23 protein-coding genes and 1 pseudogene are annotated in these 22527 nt (G+C 34.3%); 5 read left to right on the top strand and 19 right to left on the bottom strand.

Annotated features, from left to right (window positions below):
* Nucleotides 1-13: 13 nt before the first annotated feature.
* From MV052_RS01185 to MV052_RS01150, 8 genes are read right to left on the bottom strand one after another with little or no spacing between them, the layout of a single operon-like run.
* Nucleotides 14-406, bottom strand: coding sequence for a RidA family protein (locus tag MV052_RS01185; protein WP_297440162.1), 393 nt, complete (start codon nt 404-406; stop codon nt 14-16).
* Complete coding sequence (locus tag MV052_RS01180; RefSeq protein ID WP_297440160.1) at nt 403-819, bottom strand: DUF255 domain-containing protein; 417 nt, start codon at nt 817-819, stop codon at nt 403-405. Before MV052_RS01180 ends, MV052_RS01185 begins: the two co-directional genes overlap by 4 nt.
* On the bottom strand, nt 819-1919 hold the full coding sequence (dapE, locus tag MV052_RS01175; RefSeq protein ID WP_297440158.1) for a succinyl-diaminopimelate desuccinylase: 1101 nt from the start codon (nt 1917-1919) through the stop codon (nt 819-821). Before dapE ends, MV052_RS01180 begins: the two co-directional genes overlap by 1 nt.
* A 3-nt stretch (nt 1920-1922) precedes the next feature.
* Nucleotides 1923-2267: a hypothetical protein gene (locus MV052_RS01170; protein ID WP_297440156.1), complete on the bottom strand. Its 345-nt coding sequence runs from the start codon at nt 2265-2267 to the stop codon at nt 1923-1925.
* 1 nt (nt 2268) lies between these two features.
* The gene (gene trpC / locus MV052_RS01165) at nt 2269-3060 is read right to left on the bottom strand and encodes an indole-3-glycerol phosphate synthase TrpC (RefSeq protein ID WP_297440154.1); all 792 of its coding nucleotides are present in this window, start codon (nt 3058-3060) and stop codon (nt 2269-2271) included.
* A 15-nt stretch (nt 3061-3075) separates the two neighbouring features.
* On the bottom strand, nt 3076-4350 hold the full coding sequence (locus tag MV052_RS01160) for a hypothetical protein (RefSeq protein WP_297440152.1): 1275 nt from the start codon (nt 4348-4350) through the stop codon (nt 3076-3078).
* Nucleotides 4343-4723 carry a YkgJ family cysteine cluster protein gene (locus tag MV052_RS01155; protein WP_297440150.1) on the bottom strand — a complete coding sequence of 127 codons (381 nt, stop codon included), beginning with the start codon at nt 4721-4723 and terminating at the stop codon, nt 4343-4345. The genes MV052_RS01160 and MV052_RS01155 overlap by 8 nt, the downstream gene beginning before the upstream one ends.
* Nucleotides 4711-5406, bottom strand: coding sequence for a methyltransferase (locus MV052_RS01150; RefSeq protein ID WP_297440148.1), 696 nt, complete (start codon nt 5404-5406; stop codon nt 4711-4713). The genes MV052_RS01155 and MV052_RS01150 overlap by 13 nt, the downstream gene beginning before the upstream one ends.
* A gap of 80 nt (nt 5407-5486) precedes the next feature.
* Here MV052_RS01150 and kdsB point away from each other — a divergent pair, with 80 nt between their 5' ends.
* The gene (kdsB, locus tag MV052_RS01145) at nt 5487-6203 is read left to right on the top strand and encodes a 3-deoxy-manno-octulosonate cytidylyltransferase (protein WP_297440146.1); all 717 of its coding nucleotides are present in this window, start codon (nt 5487-5489) and stop codon (nt 6201-6203) included.
* Nucleotides 6204-6255: 52 nt separating this feature from the next.
* On the opposite strand, the gene rpsO is transcribed toward kdsB, so the two are convergent.
* Nucleotides 6256-6531, bottom strand: a complete 276-nt coding sequence (rpsO, locus tag MV052_RS01140; protein WP_297440144.1) for a 30S ribosomal protein S15 — start codon at nt 6529-6531, stop codon at nt 6256-6258.
* A 185-nt stretch (nt 6532-6716) separates the two neighbouring features.
* Between rpsO and MV052_RS01135 the strand changes: the two genes are divergently transcribed.
* The 3 genes from MV052_RS01135 to MV052_RS01125 are packed head-to-tail and all read left to right on the top strand — an operon-like array spanning nt 6717 to nt 10414.
* On the top strand, nt 6717-7121 hold the full coding sequence (locus MV052_RS01135) for an Rrf2 family transcriptional regulator (protein ID WP_297440142.1): 405 nt from the start codon (nt 6717-6719) through the stop codon (nt 7119-7121).
* 36 nt (nt 7122-7157) lie between these two features.
* Entirely contained in the window at nt 7158-9323 is a 2166-nt protein-coding gene (flhA, locus tag MV052_RS01130; RefSeq protein ID WP_297440164.1) for a flagellar biosynthesis protein FlhA, read from the top strand.
* A gap of 11 nt (nt 9324-9334) precedes the next feature.
* On the top strand, nt 9335-10414 hold the full coding sequence (locus MV052_RS01125) for a phosphoesterase (protein WP_297440141.1): 1080 nt from the start codon (nt 9335-9337) through the stop codon (nt 10412-10414).
* 3 nt (nt 10415-10417) lie between these two features.
* Here the strand turns inward: MV052_RS01125 and MV052_RS01120 are convergent, their stop codons facing one another.
* From MV052_RS01120 to MV052_RS01075, 10 genes are all read right to left on the bottom strand, one after another.
* Nucleotides 10418-11650 (bottom strand): N-acetylmuramoyl-L-alanine amidase, encoded by a 1233-nt coding sequence (locus MV052_RS01120; protein ID WP_297440139.1) that lies wholly within the window; start codon nt 11648-11650, stop codon nt 10418-10420.
* Nucleotides 11651-11822: 172 nt separating this feature from the next.
* Nucleotides 11823-12914, bottom strand: a complete 1092-nt coding sequence (locus MV052_RS01115; RefSeq protein ID WP_297440137.1) for a nitronate monooxygenase family protein — start codon at nt 12912-12914, stop codon at nt 11823-11825.
* Nucleotides 12914-14113 (bottom strand): tyrosine--tRNA ligase, encoded by a 1200-nt coding sequence (gene tyrS, locus MV052_RS01110; protein ID WP_297440136.1) that lies wholly within the window; start codon nt 14111-14113, stop codon nt 12914-12916. The genes MV052_RS01115 and tyrS overlap by 1 nt, the downstream gene beginning before the upstream one ends.
* Nucleotides 14114-14133: 20 nt before the next feature.
* Nucleotides 14134-16287, bottom strand: coding sequence for a RelA/SpoT family protein (locus MV052_RS01105; protein WP_297440135.1), 2154 nt, complete (start codon nt 16285-16287; stop codon nt 14134-14136).
* Nucleotides 16288-16296: 9 nt separating this feature from the next.
* A complete protein-coding gene (locus tag MV052_RS01100) occupies nt 16297-16527 on the bottom strand; it encodes a DNA-directed RNA polymerase subunit omega (RefSeq protein WP_297440133.1) in 231 nt (76 codons plus the stop codon).
* A 17-nt stretch (nt 16528-16544) separates the two neighbouring features.
* Nucleotides 16545-17255, bottom strand: coding sequence for a UMP kinase (gene pyrH, locus MV052_RS01095; protein ID WP_297440131.1), 711 nt, complete (start codon nt 17253-17255; stop codon nt 16545-16547).
* A gap of 67 nt (nt 17256-17322) precedes the next feature.
* Nucleotides 17323-17859, bottom strand: a complete 537-nt coding sequence (locus MV052_RS01090; protein ID WP_297440129.1) for a diguanylate cyclase — start codon at nt 17857-17859, stop codon at nt 17323-17325.
* 54 nt (nt 17860-17913) lie between these two features.
* Nucleotides 17914-20205, bottom strand: coding sequence for a nitrate reductase (locus MV052_RS01085; protein WP_297440127.1), 2292 nt, complete (start codon nt 20203-20205; stop codon nt 17914-17916).
* Nucleotides 20205-20534 (bottom strand): protein disulfide isomerase family protein, encoded by a 330-nt coding sequence (locus MV052_RS01080; RefSeq protein WP_297440124.1) that lies wholly within the window; start codon nt 20532-20534, stop codon nt 20205-20207. The genes MV052_RS01085 and MV052_RS01080 overlap by 1 nt, the downstream gene beginning before the upstream one ends.
* Nucleotides 20534-22114 (bottom strand): DmsC/YnfH family molybdoenzyme membrane anchor subunit, encoded by a 1581-nt coding sequence (locus MV052_RS01075; protein ID WP_297440122.1) that lies wholly within the window; start codon nt 22112-22114, stop codon nt 20534-20536. The genes MV052_RS01080 and MV052_RS01075 overlap by 1 nt, the downstream gene beginning before the upstream one ends.
* A 169-nt stretch (nt 22115-22283) precedes the next feature.
* On the opposite strand from MV052_RS01075, the pseudogene MV052_RS01070 reads away from it, so the two are divergent.
* Nucleotides 22284-22527 (top strand): annotated as a pseudogene (locus tag MV052_RS01070) (MFS transporter); the annotation flags it as partial.

The raw sequence follows: 22527 nt of genomic DNA, 5'->3' as shown, positions 1-22527 counted from the left end.
AAAGAAAGAAAGTTTAAAAAGAGTAGTTTGCCACCAAAGCGACAGCATCAATTTCTACAAGTGCATTTTTTGGTAATGTTTTTACTGCAACGGTTGAACGTGCCGGTTTGTGTCCACCAAACTCTAATTCATAAACCTTATTAACAGTTGAGAAGTCATCCATATCTGCAAGATATATTGTTGTCTTGATAACATCATTTAAAGAACTACCTGCCTCTTCTAACACTGCTTTAAGATTTTCTAAAACTCTTAAAGTTTGTGTACCTACAGGTGCCTTAAGCAGTTCGTCTGATCCATCTGGAGCAAGCGCTATTTGACCTGATGTATATACTAGTCCATTTGCTACTACCGCTTGTGAATATGGCCCTATAGCCGATGGTGCTTTTGATGTTTGTACTGGTTTCATTTATACTCCTGTAATTGTTTTAATTTCAACTGTGCATTATCCATAAATGCATTTATAAGTTCTTTATCTCTATATCCTATAGCCCAATAAAGTACATTCCCATCAGTATCTACAAAATAATGCCTTGGTACTGATGATGTAGTTTTAAAAATTGGAGGTATAGTAGTCTTATCTCTTGAGAGTAAAACTGTAACAAATTCTTTATTAACTCTCTCTTTAATTTCTTTTTCTTGTAGTGTGGTTTTTTCAAATTTTTTACACCATTTACAGTTATCGGACACTATTATTATATAAACAAGTTTATGCTCTTTTTTAGCCTTTTTCAAGGCTTCTACATAAGTATCTGAGTAAGTTATTTCTCCTGAAAAAAGGGAAACTGTAAAAAAAAGCAATACAAAAAAAAGATTTTTCACTATTTATCCCAAATAGCTATCAATCTTGCAAAAACATTATAAAGCCCTTGCACTTCTGCTTTACTTGTTCTTTCATTTACAGAATGAATTGTGTCATTTTTCACCCCAAATTCAATGACAGCAATGCCAAACGCAGCTATAAAACGGGCATCACTTGTTCCTCCTGCAGTAGAGTGTTCTGGTCGTACATCTGTTACAAATTCAATCGCAGTATCAATTTTTTTCACTACCTTTGTATTTGTATCTGTCTTAAACGGGTAAGAACCCTGTGTCAAACGCAGCTCATAATCAAGTCCATGTAAATGTTTTTCAACAAATTCACGAACCTCTTTTTGTGTTGTTTTTGTATTGTTTCGTACATTAAACATCATCTGAAGTTCATTTGGTGTTACATTAGTCACCTGCATCCCCGAACGGATATCGGTTACAACAAATTTTGAAGGAGCAAAAAATTCATCACCACTATCTAAATCAATCCCCGCCATATCACCTAAAACTTTTGATATCTGATGGATAGGGTTTATCGCTTTTTCTGGATATGCTGCATGACCTTGCTTACCTTTTAATGTGAGGTAACCATTTATAGAGCCACGGCGTCCAACTTTGATAGTATCACCAAATGTTTTTTCACATGTTGGTTCAGCTACAACACAAGCATCTGGAAGCATATTGTGTTCTTTCAAATATTCCAACACTTTTATCGTGCCATTTGTCGCTTCACCCTCTTCATCTGAAGTTAAAAGTAAAGAGAGTGTCCCTCTAAATTCTTTTGCCTCTTTGACAGCCTGAGTAAACGCAGCTACACCACTTTTCATATCCTGAGCACCACGTCCATAAATAAAGCCATCTTTTTCTATTGCTTCATAAGGATTAGTATCCCAGTTTTTTCCAGCAGGTACTACATCTACATGCCCAGCAAAACAGAGATGCTCACCCTCTCCAAATTTTTTATAAATAAAAAGGTTTTTAACATCTTCAACATCCACTCTTATCGCAGTAAAATCACTTAAATAATCTTCTATAAAGGTTAAAATCCCACCATCATCTGGCGTTTCACTTTTAGAATTAATAAAATACTTAAAAAGCTCTATAGTATTCACAGTTTAGTTCTTTGGATTTTCATAAAAGATATATGGAGTTGAAAAATTACTAATTTCAAAATAAAGTTTTTTCTCACCTTTATCTACAATATAATTTTCATTTATATCAAGATAACCATAGCCATAACGATAATTTCTTGAGATACTTCCCTCTGTACTTGTTGCCGTAGTCAGTTTGTCAATCTTGATAAATCTTTTAGTGAGTTTTCCTCCCATATAGATATCAAGTACACCATTTGTCCCTGTCCAGTTTTGTATTGAACGTCCTATCTTATTTTGTGTCTCTTGGGTACAGCCAGTCATAAACAAACTCAATACAAGAAGTGTTGCTGTTATTGTTTTTATCATTTTATTTTTCTCCAAATTTTAGTTTTTTTAAGGCTTCTTCTTCATTATCTTGTCGCATTAATGATTCTCCAACCAAAAATGCATCTACTCCAGCTTTACTTAAATCTTCAAGCTGTCCATGTTCATAGATACCACTCTCAGCTACGATAATCTTACCATTTGGTATCAAAGGAATCAATTCATACGCAAGATTCATATTCATTTCAAACGTTTGTAAATTACGATGATTTATGCCGATAATATCACTTCCTGCATAGATAGCTTTTATCAAGTCTTTTTTATCATGTACTTCAACGAGCGCTTCCATGCCTAAATGACGAGTGTAATTTAACAACTCTTTTAACTCAGACTTACTCAGTGCTGCTGCAATGAGAAGAATAAAGTCTGCACCATGTACTAAAGCTTCCAAAATTTGATATTTTGAGATAATAAAATCTTTTCTCAAAAGTGGAATCCCCACATATCTCCTAATGCCTGCAAGATAATCTAGTGAACCCTGAAAAAAATGTGGTTCTGTTAAAACAGAAATAGCACTTGCTCCTCCACGTTCGTATGCTTGAGCAATAGCAAGAGGATCAAAATCCTCACGGATTACACCTTTTGATGGCGAAGCTTTTTTTACTTCTGAGATAATTCTATAAGGATCTTCTTCTGTCGCTTTTAGATACGGTATAACATCGCGAGGCTGTCTTGCATTATAGGCTAATGAACGACCGAGCCAATCTAATGAAAATTCTTTTTCTCGTTTTACTAAATCTTCTTTTGTCTTTTTTATAATATCATCTAAAATCATTTTATATTGCCACCTTTACTTTTTATGAGATTTTTCTAAACATTGATTAATTTTTTCTACATGTTGCATTACTTCAGGATTATCCCCACCTTCAAGTTTTACTACTTTATCCATGAGCTCTTTAGCCTTTTTGCATTTACCTAGCTTATAATAACCCCAAGCAAGTGAATCTATATAATAGGCTGAATCTGGATTATCTTGAAGCACTTGTTGAACATACTTCATTCCTTTTTCAACATCAAGGTCATGATCAATAAGAATATATCCAAGATAATTCATATACAGTGGATTATCTGTCACTTTCACTACATTTTCAAGCTTTGAAACCACCTGATGCAGTAGCTCGTTTGAAATATCTTTACCATAACTTTCATACTCATAAATTGCACTTTGACCAAGGTAAGTCACATCACCAGTATCAGCATAAAGTTTACTTGCTAGTTCTGAAGCTTTTTTGTAATTTTTTCCAGATGTGTATAACTGAAGCAAAACCTCATCATCAGCTCTACTCTCTTCTAAAAAATTAATTAATTGTACATAATCACGTTTATATGCATATATCTGAATAATTTTTTTAGCTATTGCTTCATTTTGTTTTAATGCATACAGGCGTTTATACACAGAGAGTAAACCGTCAATATTGTTTTCATTACTATAAATCCCTATCAAACGCTTACAAATAAGCTGTGAACAGCCATGCACCCGAGTGTGTGTTTCTAAGTAAGCTATGGCATCTTTTTTTCTATGAAGATTTGCATATAAAAGAACAGCTATTTTATCTAATACCTTTTCATTATAATCTTGAGCATAAGCACTTTCAAGATATTTAAGTGCCGAATCTAACTCTTGTTTTTTGATAAATACATCACCTGCTAAAAGATAATCATTTGGATTTTGTGTTTTTGCAGCAAGCGTTGTAGCAAGCAGTTTTGCTTCATCTAATTTTCCCATTTCCATCAATGCAAGAATTTTAAGACGAATTAAAATTACATCATCAAAAGAATCTTTAGTAATTACATCAACTTTTTTAATAACTTTACTATTTTGTTTAGCTAAAAGAGCATCTTGTAAAGAACGGTAAAGATACTCTTTTTTATGAGCTTTTTCATACAGTTTATCAAAGAGAGCAGAAGCTCCTTTGTAGTCTTTAAGCTGTTCAGCACGAAGAGCAAACATTATATAGGTATCTTCACCTTCAAAAGCTTTTTCATAAGGTTTTATAACTTTTGGCTGACTTGAGCATGAGATAAAAAATAGAGCAATCAATATAAATAAAAACGTTTTAATCATCAATAATCCCTGGACACTCTTTTTTTAGTTCATCAACTCGTGTTTTATAATAATCCCAAAAAGGAAATGTTTTACACTGAGTAGGTCTCGCATTATAAATCCTACAACCGTTTGATTCTCTGTCATAAAATACACATTCGAAAGAATCATTGTATTTCCTTTCTTTTATCGAATATTTATACCCTTTTTGAAAGAGATATTTTACTCTGAATTCATTAACATCCATCTTTAAAACTTCTGCAATTGCTAAAATTTCATTTTTACTAACATAAATGTATCCACTCTCCCCGGTACAGCAACGACCTTCACAAGTTGCACAGGCATCTGTATTAAAGGCGTATGGATACCCTTCTTTTTTCATTATATTTGACATTTTATACTCTGTGTATTAGCTTTTTTATATATTTCTTGTACTTTATGTGAAAGTTCATTCCCTTCAAAACTGATAAACGGTGACCAGACTTTCATCATAGACTTTGACCCGTTTCTTGCATGTACCATCACAAGAGAAGCAGCTCTATCAGACTTAGGATGTACAAACTGCACATCTACAATCTTCATTTTTACTTTATTGAGCTCTGAGCAAATCTCTCCAAACGCAGTAGGATCGTAACAAAAAATAAAATGCGACTTTGGCTTTAAAAGTTGTGAAACTTTTTTAAAAAAATCTGCCAAAGGAAGATTTACGTTATATCGCGCGTAAAATAGCATTTCATTTTCACTTTTTTGTACTCCAGCAGGATAAAAAGGTGGGTTTGAAATGATATAGTCATATTTTGTCTCACTCTCAAGCTCTAAAAAATCACCTTCGTGTAATGTATATGCTATTTTATTTACAGCTGCGTTTGTTCTAGCATAATGTCTAAACGCAGCTTGCTTTTCAACTGCTTCAAGTTCTACTTTTGCATTATCTCTAGCCACTAATAAACCTACCACTCCACACCCTGCACCTACATCTAAAACCTTTCCTTTTGGATGAAACGAATTAATAAAATTATAAAGAAAAATAGAATCACTATTGTAACAATAGCCAGATTCTGGTTGATAAAGTAGCATAAGTTAGTAGCCTTCTTATAGCTGATTTGATATAATAGTGCAATTATACTAAAAACGATTAAAAAGGTTATTAAAATATCATGATTATTATTCCTGCAAGATTAGAATCCACACGCTTTCCACGAAAAGTTTTAGCAGATATAGGCGGCTTACCAATGGTCGTCAGAACAGCTAAAAGAATCCAACATTTAGACAGGGTTGTTGTCGCTGCTGATGATGAAAGCATTATAGAAGTCTGTAACGAGTATGGCATTGAAGCTATGCTTACATCAACGACGCATAAAAGTGGAACTGATAGGATCTATGAATGTGCCACAATACTCAACCTTCCTGATAATGAACTTGTTATCAATGTACAAGCTGATGAGCCTTTTATAGAACCTGATGTTGTAGAATCACTGATGAAAAAACTCAAAAATCTTCAATCAAATAATGAAGAGTTTATAATGGGAAGTTGCTACAACTCGATAAACGCAGATGCAGCACAAGATCCAAATCTAGTTAAAGTAGTTTTAGATGCAAAAAACAATGCCATCTATTTTTCACGGGCAAAAATTCCTCACAATCAAAGTGGAGAAGCTGTTTACTTTGGACATATTGGAATATATGGATTTTCAAAAAAAAGTCTGAAAGAATTTTGCTCACTCCAAGATGCTCCAATTGAAGACATAGAAAAGTTAGAACAACTACGAGCTATATATCATCAAAAAAATATAGCTATGGTAAAAGTAGCAAGTACAGGTTTTGGCATTGATACAAAAGAGGATTTAAAAAGAGCAATTGAGATTTTTTTATAAAGAGGTGTAAGTCTCAAATATTTGAGACTTACAAGTAAGAAATATTTATAACTTAGATGTTGTCGCGGATACCAAGATCTTCAACAAGTTTCATATAAGTGTCTTTGTTCTTTCTTTTTAAGTATTTCATTAAACGACGACGTTGACCAACTAATTTTAGTAGACCTAAACGTGATGCATGATCTTTTTTGAAAACTTTTAAGTGTTCTGTTAACTCTGCAATTCTTGTAGTTAATAATGCAATTTGAACTTCACTTGAACCAGTGTCATTTTCATTACGTCCGTATTTTGCAACAATTTCTTGTTTTTTAGCCGAATCTAAAGCCATAATAGCCTCCTGATGGGTATAATAATCTAACTCAAATGCACAATGCAGAAGAAGTTGAAGTGGAATTATATCTAAGTTTTCTTTAATATTTTTTACAATCACTATAAATTGTTCACTAACTCAAATATATTTTATACTTTTTAGCTATAATAGTAGTTCTCAATAAAATAAAAAGATTTAAAATAATGTTAATAACCCGTGCTAGTGAATACGCAATACTTTCACTCATACTTTTATCATCCGCTAAAGAGCCTATGGACAGTGAAACACTTTCACGTGAACTCTCTATTTCAAAGAGCTTTCTAGCAAAAATACTGCAAGCCCTTGCAAAAAAAGAGATTTTAAAATCCTACAAAGGTGTCAATGGTGGTTTTTCTTTAAACAAACTTCCATCACAAATCAATATGCTTGCAATCATGACTTGCGTTGAAGGAAAAGCACCTGCAGTTTTTGAGTGTTCTCCATCACAAGAAGATTGTCCTTCAGAAAAAGGAACCACTTGTTCTTTATGGCCTATTTTAAATAAGCTCCAAGGGAAAATTGATGTTTTCTTAGGGCAGCTCACTTTAGCTGATGTCTTGGACGATTAATAACCTTATGAGTAAGCTATAACTTTGGCAAAAAAAATGACAATCAAACAACAAATTGGAACTTCTCTCAATTTTCTTCTTGGCAAAAGGGACTTAGGTGTTGTCTTTTTTGTAATGGCTATTTTAGCCATCATCATTGTTCCTTTACCTTCTCCTATTTTGGATGTTTTATTAACAGTTTCTATCGCCCTATCAGTACTTATATTACTTATTTCTCTTTACGTACCAAAACCTACTGATTTGACCACCTTTCCTACACTTATCCTTATTCTAACGCTCTTTAGACTTTCCCTTAATATTGCAACGACGAGAATGATTTTGAGCAATGGCTATGCAGGACCTGAAAATGTCAGTGATGTTATTACTAGTTTTGGTAACTTTGTTGTTGGAGGAAACTATGTGATAGGGATCATCGTCTTCTCTATCTTGGTACTTATAAACTTTATGGTTATTACTAAGGGTTCAACAAGAGTTGCAGAAGTTGCAGCTCGTTTCGTACTTGATTCTATGCCGGGAAAACAGATGGCAGTAGATGCCGACTTGAATGCTGGTCTTATAGATGATGCCCAGGCAAAACAACGCCGTGCAGAAATTCTTCAAGATGCAAACTTTTATGGAGCTATGGATGGTTCATCGAAGTTTGTTAAGGGAGATGCTGTTGCTGGTATTGTCATCACGCTTATAAATATCATCGGTGGCTTTCTTATCGGTGTTTTTCAATATGATATGAGTATTACAGACAGTGCATCAACATTTACACTTCTAACTATTGGAGATGGACTTGTAAGTCAAATTCCTGCGCTCATTATCTCTACTGCTACAGGTATCATGATAACACGTTCCTCAAGTGATGGTGAAAATTTTGCACAAGGTACCATTACCCAAATGGTTGGAAATGCAAAGACTATGATGATAGTTGGTTTTATCATGTTCCTTTTTGCTATGGTTCCCGGACTACCTACAGCTTCAATGGCTTTTGTCGGTGGTTTGTTTTTTCTTTTAGGTTGGGCTATCTATAAATTTGAAAAAGGTGAGCTAGATATTCTTAATGTCCAAGATATAGTTGCAAATAAAACAAAAGAGCAGTTAAAAGAAGAAAAAGAGCGCTTAAAACCTAAGAAAACGAATGCGGAAATAGCCAAAGAGGAAGAGGAAGCTTTAGAAGACATTCTAAAAGTTGAGATGTTAGAGCTTACACTAGGCTACCAACTCATAAAGCTTGCTGATAGTGCCCAAGGTGGTGACCTTCTTGAACGTATTCGTTCTATGCGAAGAAAAATTGCTAGCGACTTTGGCTTTTTAATGCCTCAAGTGAGAATCAGGGACAACTTACATCTAAAACCTACGCAATACCAAGTACTACTCAAAGGAATAGCTATTGGTGAAGGTGAAATAGTGCCTGATAAATTTCTTGCAATGGATAGCGGAATGGCAACAGGTGAAATTCAAGGTGAACCAACAAAAGAGCCGGCTTTTGGACTCGATGCCCTTTGGATACTACCAGAGCAAAAAGAAGATGCCATCATCAATGGTTACACTGTCGTTGATCCGGCAACTGTTATCTCCACGCATATGAGTGAACTCATTAAACGTAATGCTGAAGAACTTCTTACAAGACAAGAAGTACAATCCCTTATAGATAAAATCAAAGATGACTACCCTGTAATTATTGATGATGTACTCAAAGTAGCATCTATTGGACTTATTCAGCGCGTATTTAAAGCATTATTGCATGAAAAAATACCTCTTAAAGATATGCTCACTATCTTGGAAACTATTGCCGATATAGCCGAATACACAAAAAATGTTGACTTAATCACTGAACAAGTTCGTGCAAAACTCTCCCGTGTTATTACCCAAATGTATGCAGGAGATGACGGAGTTGTTAAGCTTCTTACCTTTGATACGCAAACAGAACAACTTCTTCTGCAAAAATCTCAAGATCAAGATGGAGTAAGAAACCTTATGCTCAACGTGGGAGAAATAAATGCCCTTATTCAAGCAACAAGCGCAAAAGCCGCAGAGGTATTACAAAAAGGAGTTTCCCCTGTAATAATTATCGTCGATCCACAAATCCGCCGCAGTATTGCTGAAATATTTGAGAGGTTTTCTCTTGATGTTGTTACGCTTTCTCACGCAGAAATTGATTCAAGTGCTACATTTGAAGTCATGGGCTCAATTTCAATAGAAACTGAAAATTAAAAAGGTAAAAAATGACCAATCCTACATTTCATCATCTCTCACATATAGACCTTGATGGCTACAGCTGCCAACTTGTTATGAAATACACTCCATATAAAAAATTTAATTATAATGCAAACTATGGACCCGAAGTGAAGCAAAAATTAACTCTTATGCTTGAAAACATTAAAAAAGCAAAAGAATCTGCTTTTATACTTATCACAGATCTTAATTTAACAGCAGATGAGTCCAGATGGTTAACACATGAAGTTAAAAAAGTAAACGACAGCTGTTGTAGTGTCAAATTACAACTACTAGACCATCATGGAAGTGGAGCTGAAAGTGCTAAAAAGTTTGACTGGTACTTACTTGATGAAACAAGATGTGGAACAAAAATCACCTATGACTATGTCAAAGAAAATCTTGAATTTGATGAACCTGACTGGATGGAAAAATATGTAAATGTAGTAAACGCAGTAGATTTATGGAAACTAGAAGAACATGAAAACTTTGAATATGGAAAAGTTTGTATGCGCTTAGTTACAGAGACAAGGGAGCTCAATAGAATTATGTTCCCCGATGAAGATTCACATTACAAAATTTCACTACTTCTTGAAGCTGTAAAATATATCAATGAACCCCATGCACCTATAGTACTAGATGAAAAGATACACGCGCTTAAAAAAGAATTTTTTAAAAGTTCTAAAGATGATACGCTGGATAACCTTGCTACAAAATATGTTGTAGAACTACTGGGTAAAGCAAGAAAAGAAAAAACAATCTACTATAAAGGCTACAAAGGCTATCTAAGTTATGGCGTTGGAAACACTTCTATCGTAGGAAATGGCTTTTTAGTGGCATATCCAGAATATGATTTCATCGTAGATGTGAGCTACAGAGGTGCAATGAGTTTACGAGCAAATAATAAAGTCAGTGTTGCGCTAATATCAAAAGAATGGGCAAATGGTGGTGGACATCCAAACGCAGCAGGTGGTCGTATCATAGGCTTTAAAGAACAGTATAGGTATGATAAAGTAAAACAACAAATAGAACAGGTCATTAACGACAAAGAATCTGTAGCTGGTGAACTCCACTACAAACAAGAAGAGTAAACTCTACCTTTTTTTGGAGTTGATAAAATATCTTTCAACTCCATTGGCAAGTCCCTTCGCCATAGTTTTTTGATACTCTTTTTTTACAAGTTTTTTCGCTTCTTGTGGATTTGAAATAAAGCCTACTTCAACTAAAACTGCTGGCATTTGAGCTCCAACTAAAACCCAAAATGGACCCTCTCGCACACCTGCATCTTTAACATATTTATACTTCTTTTTTAAAGCTGATAATGCACTTCTTTGTAAGTCTATCGCTAATTTATTTGCTGCTACTATATTATGAGAATTGAGTGTATTTAAAAAACTCTCTTTTCCATAAAAGTTCATATCTTCTAAGCTTGCTGAGTTTTCTATCTCTGCCACTTTCTTAGCTCTCTTGGAACGTGAAGTAGCAAGAAAATAGCACTCTATCCCTCTCGCTTTATGTGCTTGACGTTTACTTACTGCGTTTGCATGAATACTGATAAAGATATCTGCATTTTTTCTATTGGCAAATTTTGTCCTGTTTCGCAGTTTAATAAACTTATCACTTTTGCGTGTCATATAAACTTTATAGCCTCGTGCTTTAAGTATTCTACTCAGCTCCTTTGCAATAGCTAAAACAATTACCTTTTCTCTATAGCCTGTATATCCTATTGCACCGGGATCTTTGCCACCATGCCCCGCATCTATCACGATAACCTTATTTTTATCAAGTCTTGTAGGTGATTTTTTTATTCTGCTTGTTAATATACTGTTTTTTCGTATTTCATGGCTTGAAATTGTTATTTCAATCCTTCTCTCTTTTTTAGAAAAATGAACGCTAAGTTTCTTTGTGTTTTCAATGACCAAACGCAGTGTATTAGAGTTATATTGAGCTAATTTAATTCTGTCAACACCATTTTTACGTAATGTTTGAGATTTGGTCAACATAGAAGCATGGATATCAAAGACATATTTATATTTTTTACGTTTTTTGTCATATAAAGTAAAATAATTCAATTGATTGTTTCGAAGTTTTTTATTAAATTTTAGGACAAGTTTTCCTCCTTGCCATGTAACTGACTTGAGTTTATGTGAAGACTTAACTTTTATATTTTTTATTTTTTTATTTTTTTTGGATTTTGGTTTGTTGTAATTGTAATGTTTTTCTCTCGAGAGCTCTTGAGAATAATTGGAAACATCAATATGAAGCTTACTTCCACTTTTAACAATACCCTGAAGAGCTTTTATACGTAATGAATCACTATCATTCATTAAAGCCCTAAGATATAAATTTTTATAATCATTATAGGCTCTAAACTGCTCACTTTTTGATGCAGACTTAGCGTATCCATTAGCACGCTTTAGCAGTGAGGTATCACTAAGTGCGTGCAATGTCAGTGAAAATAGTAGCGAGAACAGTACTATAAAACGAAGGGTGATAATCTTATTCGCCCTGTGTTAGCTTTTCAAGTAAATCGTGTACACTAATGATTTCGTTGAGTTTGTATCCATTTGTGCCTGAGAAGAAAAGACCTGTTTCCAAATTTCCTTCATAAGCATCAGAGAGTCTATCTGCTATACAAAAACCAACAACTTTAGCCTCTTCTCCACGATTACATGGCGCGACACAATTAGAGATACATTTAATGGCTGGACCTTCTCGTTTTTCAACTAAATGCGTCAGATTTGTGACAACGCCTTGCGCTGGATATCCAACTGGGGAACCCATAAGCTTGATATCACCTTCTTTTGCATCTAAAAGTACTTTTTTAAAGTTTGCGTGCGCATCACACTCATAAGTACCAATAAATCTCGTACCCATTTGTACCCCGCTTGCACCTAGTTCCATCATGGCTTCGATATCTTTCTTATCCCAAACACCACCTGCAGCAAATACTGGCATACCACCCCATAAAGCAGCTTCTTCAACAACTGGTTTCACAAGATTTTCAAGTTGATACTCTTCCATTGAACATTGTTCATATGTAAAACCTTGATGTCCACCACTTTTTGGTCCTTCTAAAATTACAGCATCAGGAAGACGGTTGTAACGTTTTTGCCATCTTTTACATATAATTTTGAGAGCTTTTGGTGAAGAGACAATTGGAACAAGTGCAACATCTGGGTAGCCATCAGTAAACTCAGGCATATTAGTAGGAAGCCCTGCTCCAGTGATAATGATGTCTACACCCGCTTCACAAGCATCACGAACAACACGACCATAGTCATTAATAGCATATAAAATATTTGCTGCAAGTGGTTTGTCACCACATATTTTTCTAGCACTCTCAACAATAGCTGTGAAGCCCTCTTTTGAGTAAAAATTCACTTCGCTTAAAGGTCTGTCTGCTACAAGTTTTGCTGCATATTCTTTGTCTTTATAGTAGCCAGTTCCAACAGAACTAATCACACCTAAGGCACCTTCTGCAGAGACAGTACCAGCTAACTGATCCCAACTTATACCGACACCCATTCCACCTTGAATAATAGGTTTTTCAATTTCATATTTACCAATTTTTACAGATTTAAAACTCATTAATTCACCTTTAATTTTGCAAATTTTCTTTTCCCAACTTGAAGTAGATATTCTCCAGTTGACAATTGTAATTTATCATCAAATACTTTTTCTTGGTTTATTTTAACACCACCTTGCTTAATATCTCTTCTAGCCTGAGAAGTAGATGGCTCGATGTTACAATCTACCAATGCTTTTGCTATCCAGATATCACCATCACATGAGAAGAGTTCAATATCTGTTGGAATCTGATTTTTCGCATGAACTTTTTCAAATTCTGCTTTTGCATTTTGCGCCGCTTTTTCATCATGGAAACGTGTAGTAATTTCAATCGCCAAATCTTCTTTAACTTTTTTAGGATGCAAAGTATTATTTGCAACACCCTCTTTAAGTCTTGCAATTTCGTCTAAAGATTTATCACTTAAAAGTTCAAAATATCGCCACATTAACTCATCTGAAATACTTAAAACTTTACCAAACATATCATTTGCTTCATCTGCAACACCAATATAATTTCCAAGTGATTTACTCATTTTAGCAACGCCATCAAGACCTTCTAAAATAGGCATCATCAAAACAGCTTGTTGTTTTTTAATGTCATAAGCTTTTTGTAGTTGTCTGCCCATTAATAGGTTGAACTTTTGATCTGTTCCGCCTATTTCGATATCAGACTTTAAATAAACGCTGTCATAACCTTGAAGTAGAGGATACATAAATTCACTTGTAGCTATTGGTGTATTTGATTTAAACCTTTTTGAAAAATCATCACGCTCTAACATACGTGCAACAGTTAAATTTGATGCAAGAGTAATCATATCTGCTGCACTCATTTGACCTAGCCAATCATCATTGTAAACAATTTCAGTCTTACTTTCATCAAGTATTTTAAAAGCCTGTGTCGTATAACTTTTTATATTTTTTATTATATCTTCTTTAGAAAGTACTTTTCTTGTTGCATTTTTTCCTGTTGGGTCACCAATAGTCGCCGTAAAACTTCCTATCAGAAATTGTACTCTGCCACCATATTTCTGAAAAGTTGCAAGTTTTTGTAAAAGTACCGTGTGTCCTAGGTGTAGGTCAGGGGCAGTAGGATCAAAACCAGCTTTCACTGTATATGTTTTTCCTTCCTCAAAATAATTTTTAAGAAGTTTTTCTACCCTTTCATTATCAATTATTTCAGCACAACCTCTACTTATTTCTCTTAACGCTTCATCTATCATCTAATTTTTCTCTTTTCTCTTTAATTTTTATATGCATCATTTGCTCGCACTAAATGAATCACTTTAATTTTTGACTCTATTTTAGCACGAAGTGTGTTAATATCAGCTTCTTTTGCCTCAAATTCTAGCTCACAATACTTTGTGTAGTCTGTAGCTTCTTTACCTAATTCTATTGAATTGATATCAATATCAAGCTTGACTAGATAATTTAAAAAATTTGCTAAAGCACCCTTTTCATTATGTAAAGAACCTATGAGTTTATAGCGATAAAGATTTGTTTTTGCCCATCTTATATAGACCATAGGCTTATGTTCTTCAAGCTCTTTAATCGCATGGGAACACATTTTGTGATGAACATGTACTTTATTTTTATCTAAAAACCCCATCACTTCATCACCAGTTTTTGGATGACAACAATAATCAAATACTACATCACTTATAGTACTAGCAGAGTATATCTCTAGTCCTGCAATCGTATACTTTTTAAGTTTAAATCTATGCCTAGTGATAAAACCCTTAAATCGATTATTTTTACTAATTTCACTTGTATATTTATGAATTACATTTTTTAATTGCTCAATATCGTTTGGAATATGCATCAAGTTAGTGCAATGATTCTTTTTGAACCACTCTTCAATACGCGAATAGTTTAAATTCATTACAGTAGCGATTATATTTACTGCATATTTTTCATTAATATCCCGTATTCTTGCATTACAAATAAGTTTCATATTTGTTTTTGCCTTGGATGTTTTCACAGCATCAATCCAACTACAGCGTGTTATTTCTTTATCTGAAGTTATTATCTTAACGATATCTCCATTGTTGAGTTCAGTAAGAAGTGATGATTTTGTTTTATTAATCAATGCAGATATTGCTTTGTTCCCAACTTCCGTATGCACCGCGTAAGCAAAGTCTAAAGCCACTGCACCACGAGGAAGAGTAAACGCATCGCCTGTTGGGGAAAATACAGAAATATCCTCAGAATAGAGATCATTTTTTATTAAATCATAAAAATCTTCCACTGATTCGTTTTGATACTGAAGGTTATCAAGCCAATCAAGTTTTACATTATTTCCACCACTTTTATATTTCCAGTGTGCAGCAACACCAAGTTCTGCAGTTTTATGCATCTCATAGGTTCTTATCTGTACTTCAAATATTGCAGTATTGTAAAATACGCTTGTATGAATTGTCTGATAGCCATTGTCTTTTGCAACAGCAATATAATCTTTAAAACGTGAAGCAAGTGGACGAAAGTTTAAATGTACAAGACCTAAAATTGTATAGCATTTAACAGGATCTTTGGTTAATATTCGTACAGCGAGAAGGTCAAGCACCTCATCGATACCTACACCTTTTCTTTGCATTTTAAGATAAATAGAATACTTATGTTTAATACGCGAAAGAATTTCAAAGTCATCTTCACAAAAGCCATTTTTAATTAAGGTTTTAGATATTGAATCTTTAAATTCATTGAGTCTTATCTCTATTGCATGATAATTTTTTTCAAGATAATCTTCAATCTCTTTTTTCTCTTTTACAAAGATATATCCAAAACTTAAATCTTCCAAAATATTTTTTAAAAATGAAATACCTAAACGATGTGCAATAGGAGCATAAACGACTAAAGTTTCTTCCGAAATTCTTTTTTGTTTTTCAGGAGGCAAGGCATCAAGAGTGAGCATATTGTGAAATCTATCGCATAGTTTTACTACCAAAACACGAACATCTTCAATACTTGCAATAAGCATTTTTCTAAAAGAGAGTGCGGAGATTACTAGTCTATCTGTAGAAGTTGAGGGAAGTAGTTCTTTATCTCGTATAGCATCAATTTTTGTAAGACCTGCAACAAGGTGTGCAACATCTTTTCCAAAACGTTCATCTATCTCTTCAATTGCAATATCTGTATCTTCAACTACATCATGCAATAAACCAGCAATTGCCATAGATTTATCATTTGTTATAGAGGCAACGATAGCAGAAACTAAGATGGGATGTATAATGTAAGGCTCACCACTTTTACGAAATTGTGTTTTATGAGCTTCTTTTGCGTATTCTAGAGCAAACTCTAACTCATCGCTTACGGGAATTTGAGAAAAAAGGTACTCCGTTGCTGAATCGATATCGTGTATATTTTTAATAATATCAATATCTACTTGACTCAGCGACAAAATATCTCTTTATTTTTTTATATCTGAAAAGCCTTTTATAACTATAAGACCTTCCGCTATTTCCATAAGTGCCAAATCTGCTGACTTGATACTTTTAGTGTTTACACTCAGTTGGCTAATTGCACCATTTTCTATCTCATCACATCTTTTTGAGACAGCAATAGCAAGCTGATAACGATCTATATTTGGGTTTTCATTTAAAATTTTTGCAGTTAATTCTTCTACTTTCATTGATTGCATATTTATCCTTTTATTTATTATTTTACTATTGAGCAGTTAGCCATATTGCCATTGAGAATATCTAAAAGATTCCCTTTAATTGACATATCACAAACTATTATTGGCAACTTATTATCTTTTGCTAATGCAATAGATGTGTCATCCATTACTTTAATATGGTCTTGAAGTGCCTGGTCATAAGTCAACTCTGAAAGCTTAACAGCATCACTGTATTTTACAGGATCTTTGTCATAAACACCGTCAACTTTTGTAGCTTTTATAATAACTTCTGCCCCAATCTCAACAGCTCTAAGTGTAGCAGCAGTATCTGTAGTAAAGAATGGATTTCCTGTACCAGCAGCAAAGATAACTACTCGACCTTTTTCAAGATGACGAGTCGCTTTACGATTTATGTAAGGTTCTGCAATTTGTTCCATTTTGATAGCTGTTTGCATACGTACTTGAAGGCCTGCATGTTCACAAGCTTCTTGCATCGCTACAGCATTTATAACTGTTGCAAGCATACCCATATAGTCACCAGATGTACGTCTAATAATACCGTCTTCTGCAGCTGTTACACCGCGAATAATATTCCCACCACCGATCACGATACCAACTTCAATACCCTCATTTATAAGAGATTTAATCTCTTGTGCAATATACTTAAGTATTTTTGTATCAATACCATGACCTGATTCACCAGCAAGAGCTTCACCTGAAAACTTAACTAAAACACGTTTATTAGTCATGCATACACCTTTTTATAAAAATCATTGAATTATACTGAGTATTGGCTTCTAATTTGCTTTAATTAAATCAATACAGCGCGTTGAGGGAGTCTTCTCTAGCTTTAGCAACAAGGTATTTTTTATCTTTTGCATCTATAGGATAGATACTTGTGCCCACACGGATAGAATATTTTGGAAAGGCATTAACAATCCTTTTAATAACTATTTCATAATTTTCAGCTTCTAAATATTCATTAAAAAGGACAACAAATTCATCTTCACCAATATGGGCTAAAAAGTCTTCATTTCTGAGGGTTTCAGACAACTTCGAACCTATATTTACAATGTCCTCATCATTATTAAAATGTTTAAGTTTAATATACAGTAGTAAAAAAGCCTTCTCATGTCTTTGTGCTCTATCAATTTGTTCTTTTATAACAATAGTGAAATTGTTATCATTTGGTAATGAGGTAACAGGGTTAAAATAGGCATCTTTTATGAGTGTTTCAGAACTCTCTTTGAGTTGCGAAATGGTTCTTCTTTGAAGTATATTAAATACAATACTCAAAGAAGAAATTGCAACAAGACCGATGACAATATAAAGATAAAAATTATTTTCTAACACTTTAATACCTTCCCCATACTCTTATTTTTAAGATTGTATCATAATTCTCAAAAATTACAAACTCTTAAGAATCTCTTTTTCTTTATGGGTTACACCCTCATAGACCACTTTGTGATGTGCTATAGCTCCACTTGATTCTTCTTCTTTTAGGTGTATTCCCTCTGGAACTTCACTCGAGTGCAACTGTATTGCTGTCTGTTTAAAATTTGGCTCACCCGATTTAGGACAAAAGCTCTCACTTGTTAAAGTGTTTACAAGTTGCTCGTTAAAATGAAAAGGAACAAAAACTGTCCCCTCACGTACACTTTCAGTAACTCGAACGACAACATCATCTACGCGACCACGAGGAGATGAAAGGCTCATTCTATCGCCACTTTTAACTTTTAACTTTTTTGCATCTTTTGGAGAAATATCGACCCATGCTTCAGGAGCAAGATTATCAAGTATATCAATGGCTCTAGTTTTCGTACGCGTGTGCCACTGTTCAACCGTTCTCCCAGTATTTAAAATCACTGGAAATTCAGGGCTTATTGGTTCTGCCATAGGATGCCATTCTAGACATAAAAGTTTCGCTTTTTTATCAGCAGTTCTAAACGGGATATCTGGAGAATAAAGTCTTTTTGTCCCTTTTGGATGTTCTTCATTACAAGGCCATTGAATCCCACCAAGTTCTTCGATAAGTTCATACGTCATACCGCTGTAGTCGCACAACTGACCCTTTGAGACTTTCCTCCACTCATTAAAAGCATCACGAGGCTCACTCCAGTTTGGAAACAGCATTTCATTAACACCTTCAAAGTATTTTGAAAACTCTAATATAATGTCAAAATCACCTTTAGAATTACCCAATGGTTCAACTGCCTTATTGGCTTTGTTACAACGGCGTTCAGAGTTTGTATAGACACCCTCTTTTTCACCCCAAGTCGCAGCAGCAAAAATGACATCTGCAATTTGTGCTGTATCCCCCATAAAGGCATCTTGAACAACTAACAAGTCAAGTTTCGCCAAAGTTTTACGAAGTTTATCTTGATTTACAAAAGATACAAGAGGGTTTGTTGCCGTAATCCAAAGTGCTTTTATCTCACCTCTGTCTATTGCATCAATTATTTCAGCATACTTATAGCCACGCTCACGGGGAATAATCTCCTCTGGAACATTTACAATCTTAGCATACTCTTTTAAAGCCTCTTCATCTCCATAGTTTCTATATCCAGGTAAAGAAGATGTAAAGCCAGTTTCACGTGTTCCCATTGCATTACACTGTCCTGTTATACTAAAAGGACCTGTTCCCTCACGTCCAATATGTCCAGTTAAGAGATGAAGATTTATGATTGCACTCACCGTATCTGTTCCCATAAATGACTGATTAATACCCATTGTCCAACCAGTAATCACCTTTTTACTTGAAACAAATTCACGAGCAAGTTCATATAATGTTTTTACATCTATGCCTGTTATATTTGCAACTTCTTGCGGTGGATAATCTTGAAGATGTTTTCTAAGTTCTTTATAGCCATTTGTATTTGCTTTGATATACCCTTCATCTTCCCAGCCCTGCTCCATTACAATATATGCAAGACCATTATAAAGTGCTAGGTCAGTACGTGGTTTGATAGGAACAAACAAATCTGCCATTTGAGAAGTTTTTGAAGCTCTAGGGTCAATAACTATGACCTTTTTATTTGGATTTTTATTTATATGAAGTGTCAATATTGGATGATTATCAGCTATGTTAGCCCCAACCAAAAAGATAGTATCTGCATGCTCAAAATCTTCATATGAACTCGTTGGACCATCACTCCCTAAAGACTGCTTATATCCCATTACAGCACTTGCCATACAAAGCGTAGTATTTCCATCATAATTATTTGTTTTAAGCCCAAGTTGAACAAATTTTCCAAGGGTATAAAACTCTTCAGTTAAAAACTGTCCTGTTCCTATAACTGAAACTGCTTGAGGGCCATGTTCACGTGCTATACGTTTAAATTCATTACTCACTTTTGTAAATGCCTCATCCCAAGAAACGTCTTGTAATTCACCATTTTTTCTTATCATAGGACTTGGAATTCTATGAGGAGAGTTTATCATTTGATGTTCACTTAATCCTTTTGGACACAGTGTACCCTTGTTAACAAAATGTTTAGGGTTTCCTTTTGTATAAACAGCTTTGCCGTCTTTTACTCCAATATAAAGACCACACCCTACTCCACAATAACCACAGGTAGAAAAAACCCATTTATCTGGTTTTTTTTCATCACTAATCATTCCAAAAGTATCATCATGGGAAAGTTTATACTTTTCTTCTTTTATATCAAAACCTAAAAAATCTTTTATTTTACCTATCATTACATACTCTCTTTAATTATTTTCTCTATATCCACAGCTAAAGTAACCCCAACTGCATTAAATATCATACTGTTAGCATCTTTATATATAATCATTGTTGGAACTTGTACGATATCATACATTTGTGTTAAAGACTCACTATCTGAACAATCTATTTCTAAAATAGAGAGATTATCCATCTTTTCATCTAACTCTTCAAGCTCAAATCCAAGTGCCATGCAAGCATCACAATACATTGATCCAAACTTTAAAATTACTATATTTCCTTTAGAAAACTCATTTGCTAAAACTTCTTTAAAATCAAGTTCATCTACTTCTATTATCATCATTAGCCTCTTTGTTTTCCAACAAAAAATCCACCTGCCATACCTAAAGGTACAACGGTTGTATAAAATAAAAACCTATCAAACAATTCACTACTGAAAGTGATTAGCATTGCTAAAAACAATATAACAGAAGCTGCTGTTATAGAAGATGCACTCACAAAAACCAAGGCTAAAAGCGGGAGTAATACACCACCGATTATCAAAGTAACAAAACGTATCACCTTCACTTTTTTAAAGTTTTCGTTTAATAATCGTTTTGTCCTTTGTAACTGGTATTCATTCTCTTTTGCATCAAGGGTTCTAATATCTTCATATGAAAAGAAAAGCTGTGCCAGTGCGCCAAGCATTCCAAGTGTTGTCAATGGGATTATAGCTTCATGAATACTTGATACAGAGCTAATAAATGCTAGCAAGAAGACACCAATGTATGCCACACCAAAAAACTTAAAATTTGTTGTAATTCTATTCCATGAAGGACGAGCACGAATACGATAAATCATACTTTGTGCATAAATACCGTAAATACCGATACTCAGAGTCACTGCCTCAAGTATCAAACGCAGTAAGATAGAAATATTGAAAAAGTATGAAGCAACAACCACACTCATTAATCCTGTAAACAAGCCTAGAGCTAAAGCTTCACGAGACAACCATGATGTTTTGATGTTTTTCATTGCAGTCATTGCTAAAAAAGGACGACCAAGATGTAGTGCTGAGAGAGGTAATCCAATTGCAGCAGGAATCATGACAAGTAGTGCCATGATCCAGTTTGTATTCTCAAATCCAAATAAACTCATAAAGTCACCTAAAAAAAGTGCCAAAAATCCACCAAGTGAGATTTGTGTTAAAACTGTCATAAAAACAAGTGGTAATTCTTTATGTGCCGGTTTTAAGATATGCTCATCCATCTCTTTCATCTGCTCAGGTAAATCATCTGGCAAGGTATACCGTGTAGTTGAGTTCGTAATTCTTGCATCTGGTAAAAATGGCATATTTGCTTGCTCATCAATATCACACTCAAGCCACTCTTTGACATTTACCACTTCTATCTCAATCGCACCAGCTGGACATGCTTGAACACAAGCCGGTGATTCCCCAACATCTAATCTTTCATGACACATATGACATTTTGTAACAATATTTCGTTCTTCATGAAATACTGGCACGCCATAAGGGCAGTTCCATGTACAGTACTGACATCCGATACAAGTGTCATCATCATGAACAACTATTCCTGTTTCAGCTATCTTTATATAAGACTCTGTAGGACAACCAATAAGGCATTCTGGATCGATACAATGATTACAGCTCATAGAGTTTAGAAGCTGTGTAAAGGCAGGAAACTCTCCACCTTCCATCTCTCCAACACGACGCCACTTGATGTCAGCTGGATTATTGTTTTGTTCATTACAAGCAACTTCACAACAACGACAACCAACGCAAGCGACAGCATCAAAGTGAAACCTATACTGTTCACCTTCTTTTAAAGGTGGTATATCTATTGAATAATTTCCACACTGCATATTAGTATCAGCTTTGTAGTTTATAAAATTTTCTAAGGGTGTTGACATATTCTCTTGCATAAATTATTTCCATATATTAATGTATGCGAATTATAGCACCTCTGAAGTATAAAGCTAGTTTAACACTGATTAAAAATTATACAATTATTTGCTTTATATACATAAAAACAGTGATATAATTCCCCACACAAGATATCAAATGTGATTTTAAGTCAAACAAGGAAAAGATATGGCAAATTTTAAAGCCCTCAAAGGTCAAGGGGATGCAAAAACACTTTTTGCAGCCTTTTTATATTTCGATTTTAGTTTTATGGTCTGGACAATGCTCGGACCCCTCGCAACAGAAATAAGTGAATCACTACACGCTGTCAGTGGTTTTGTTATGAACCCTTCTCAAAAAGCAACCCTACTTTCTATTCCTATTTTAGCAGGAGCACTTCTACGTATTTTACTCGGGTTTGGTGTTGATAAGT

The sequence above is a fragment of the Sulfurimonas sp. genome, assembly GCF_026988655.1.
Lineage (GTDB): Bacteria > Campylobacterota > Campylobacteria > Campylobacterales > Sulfurimonadaceae > Sulfurimonas.
Note: the sequence above shows the minus strand (reverse complement) of the source record. Positions and strands in the feature narration are given on the sequence as shown.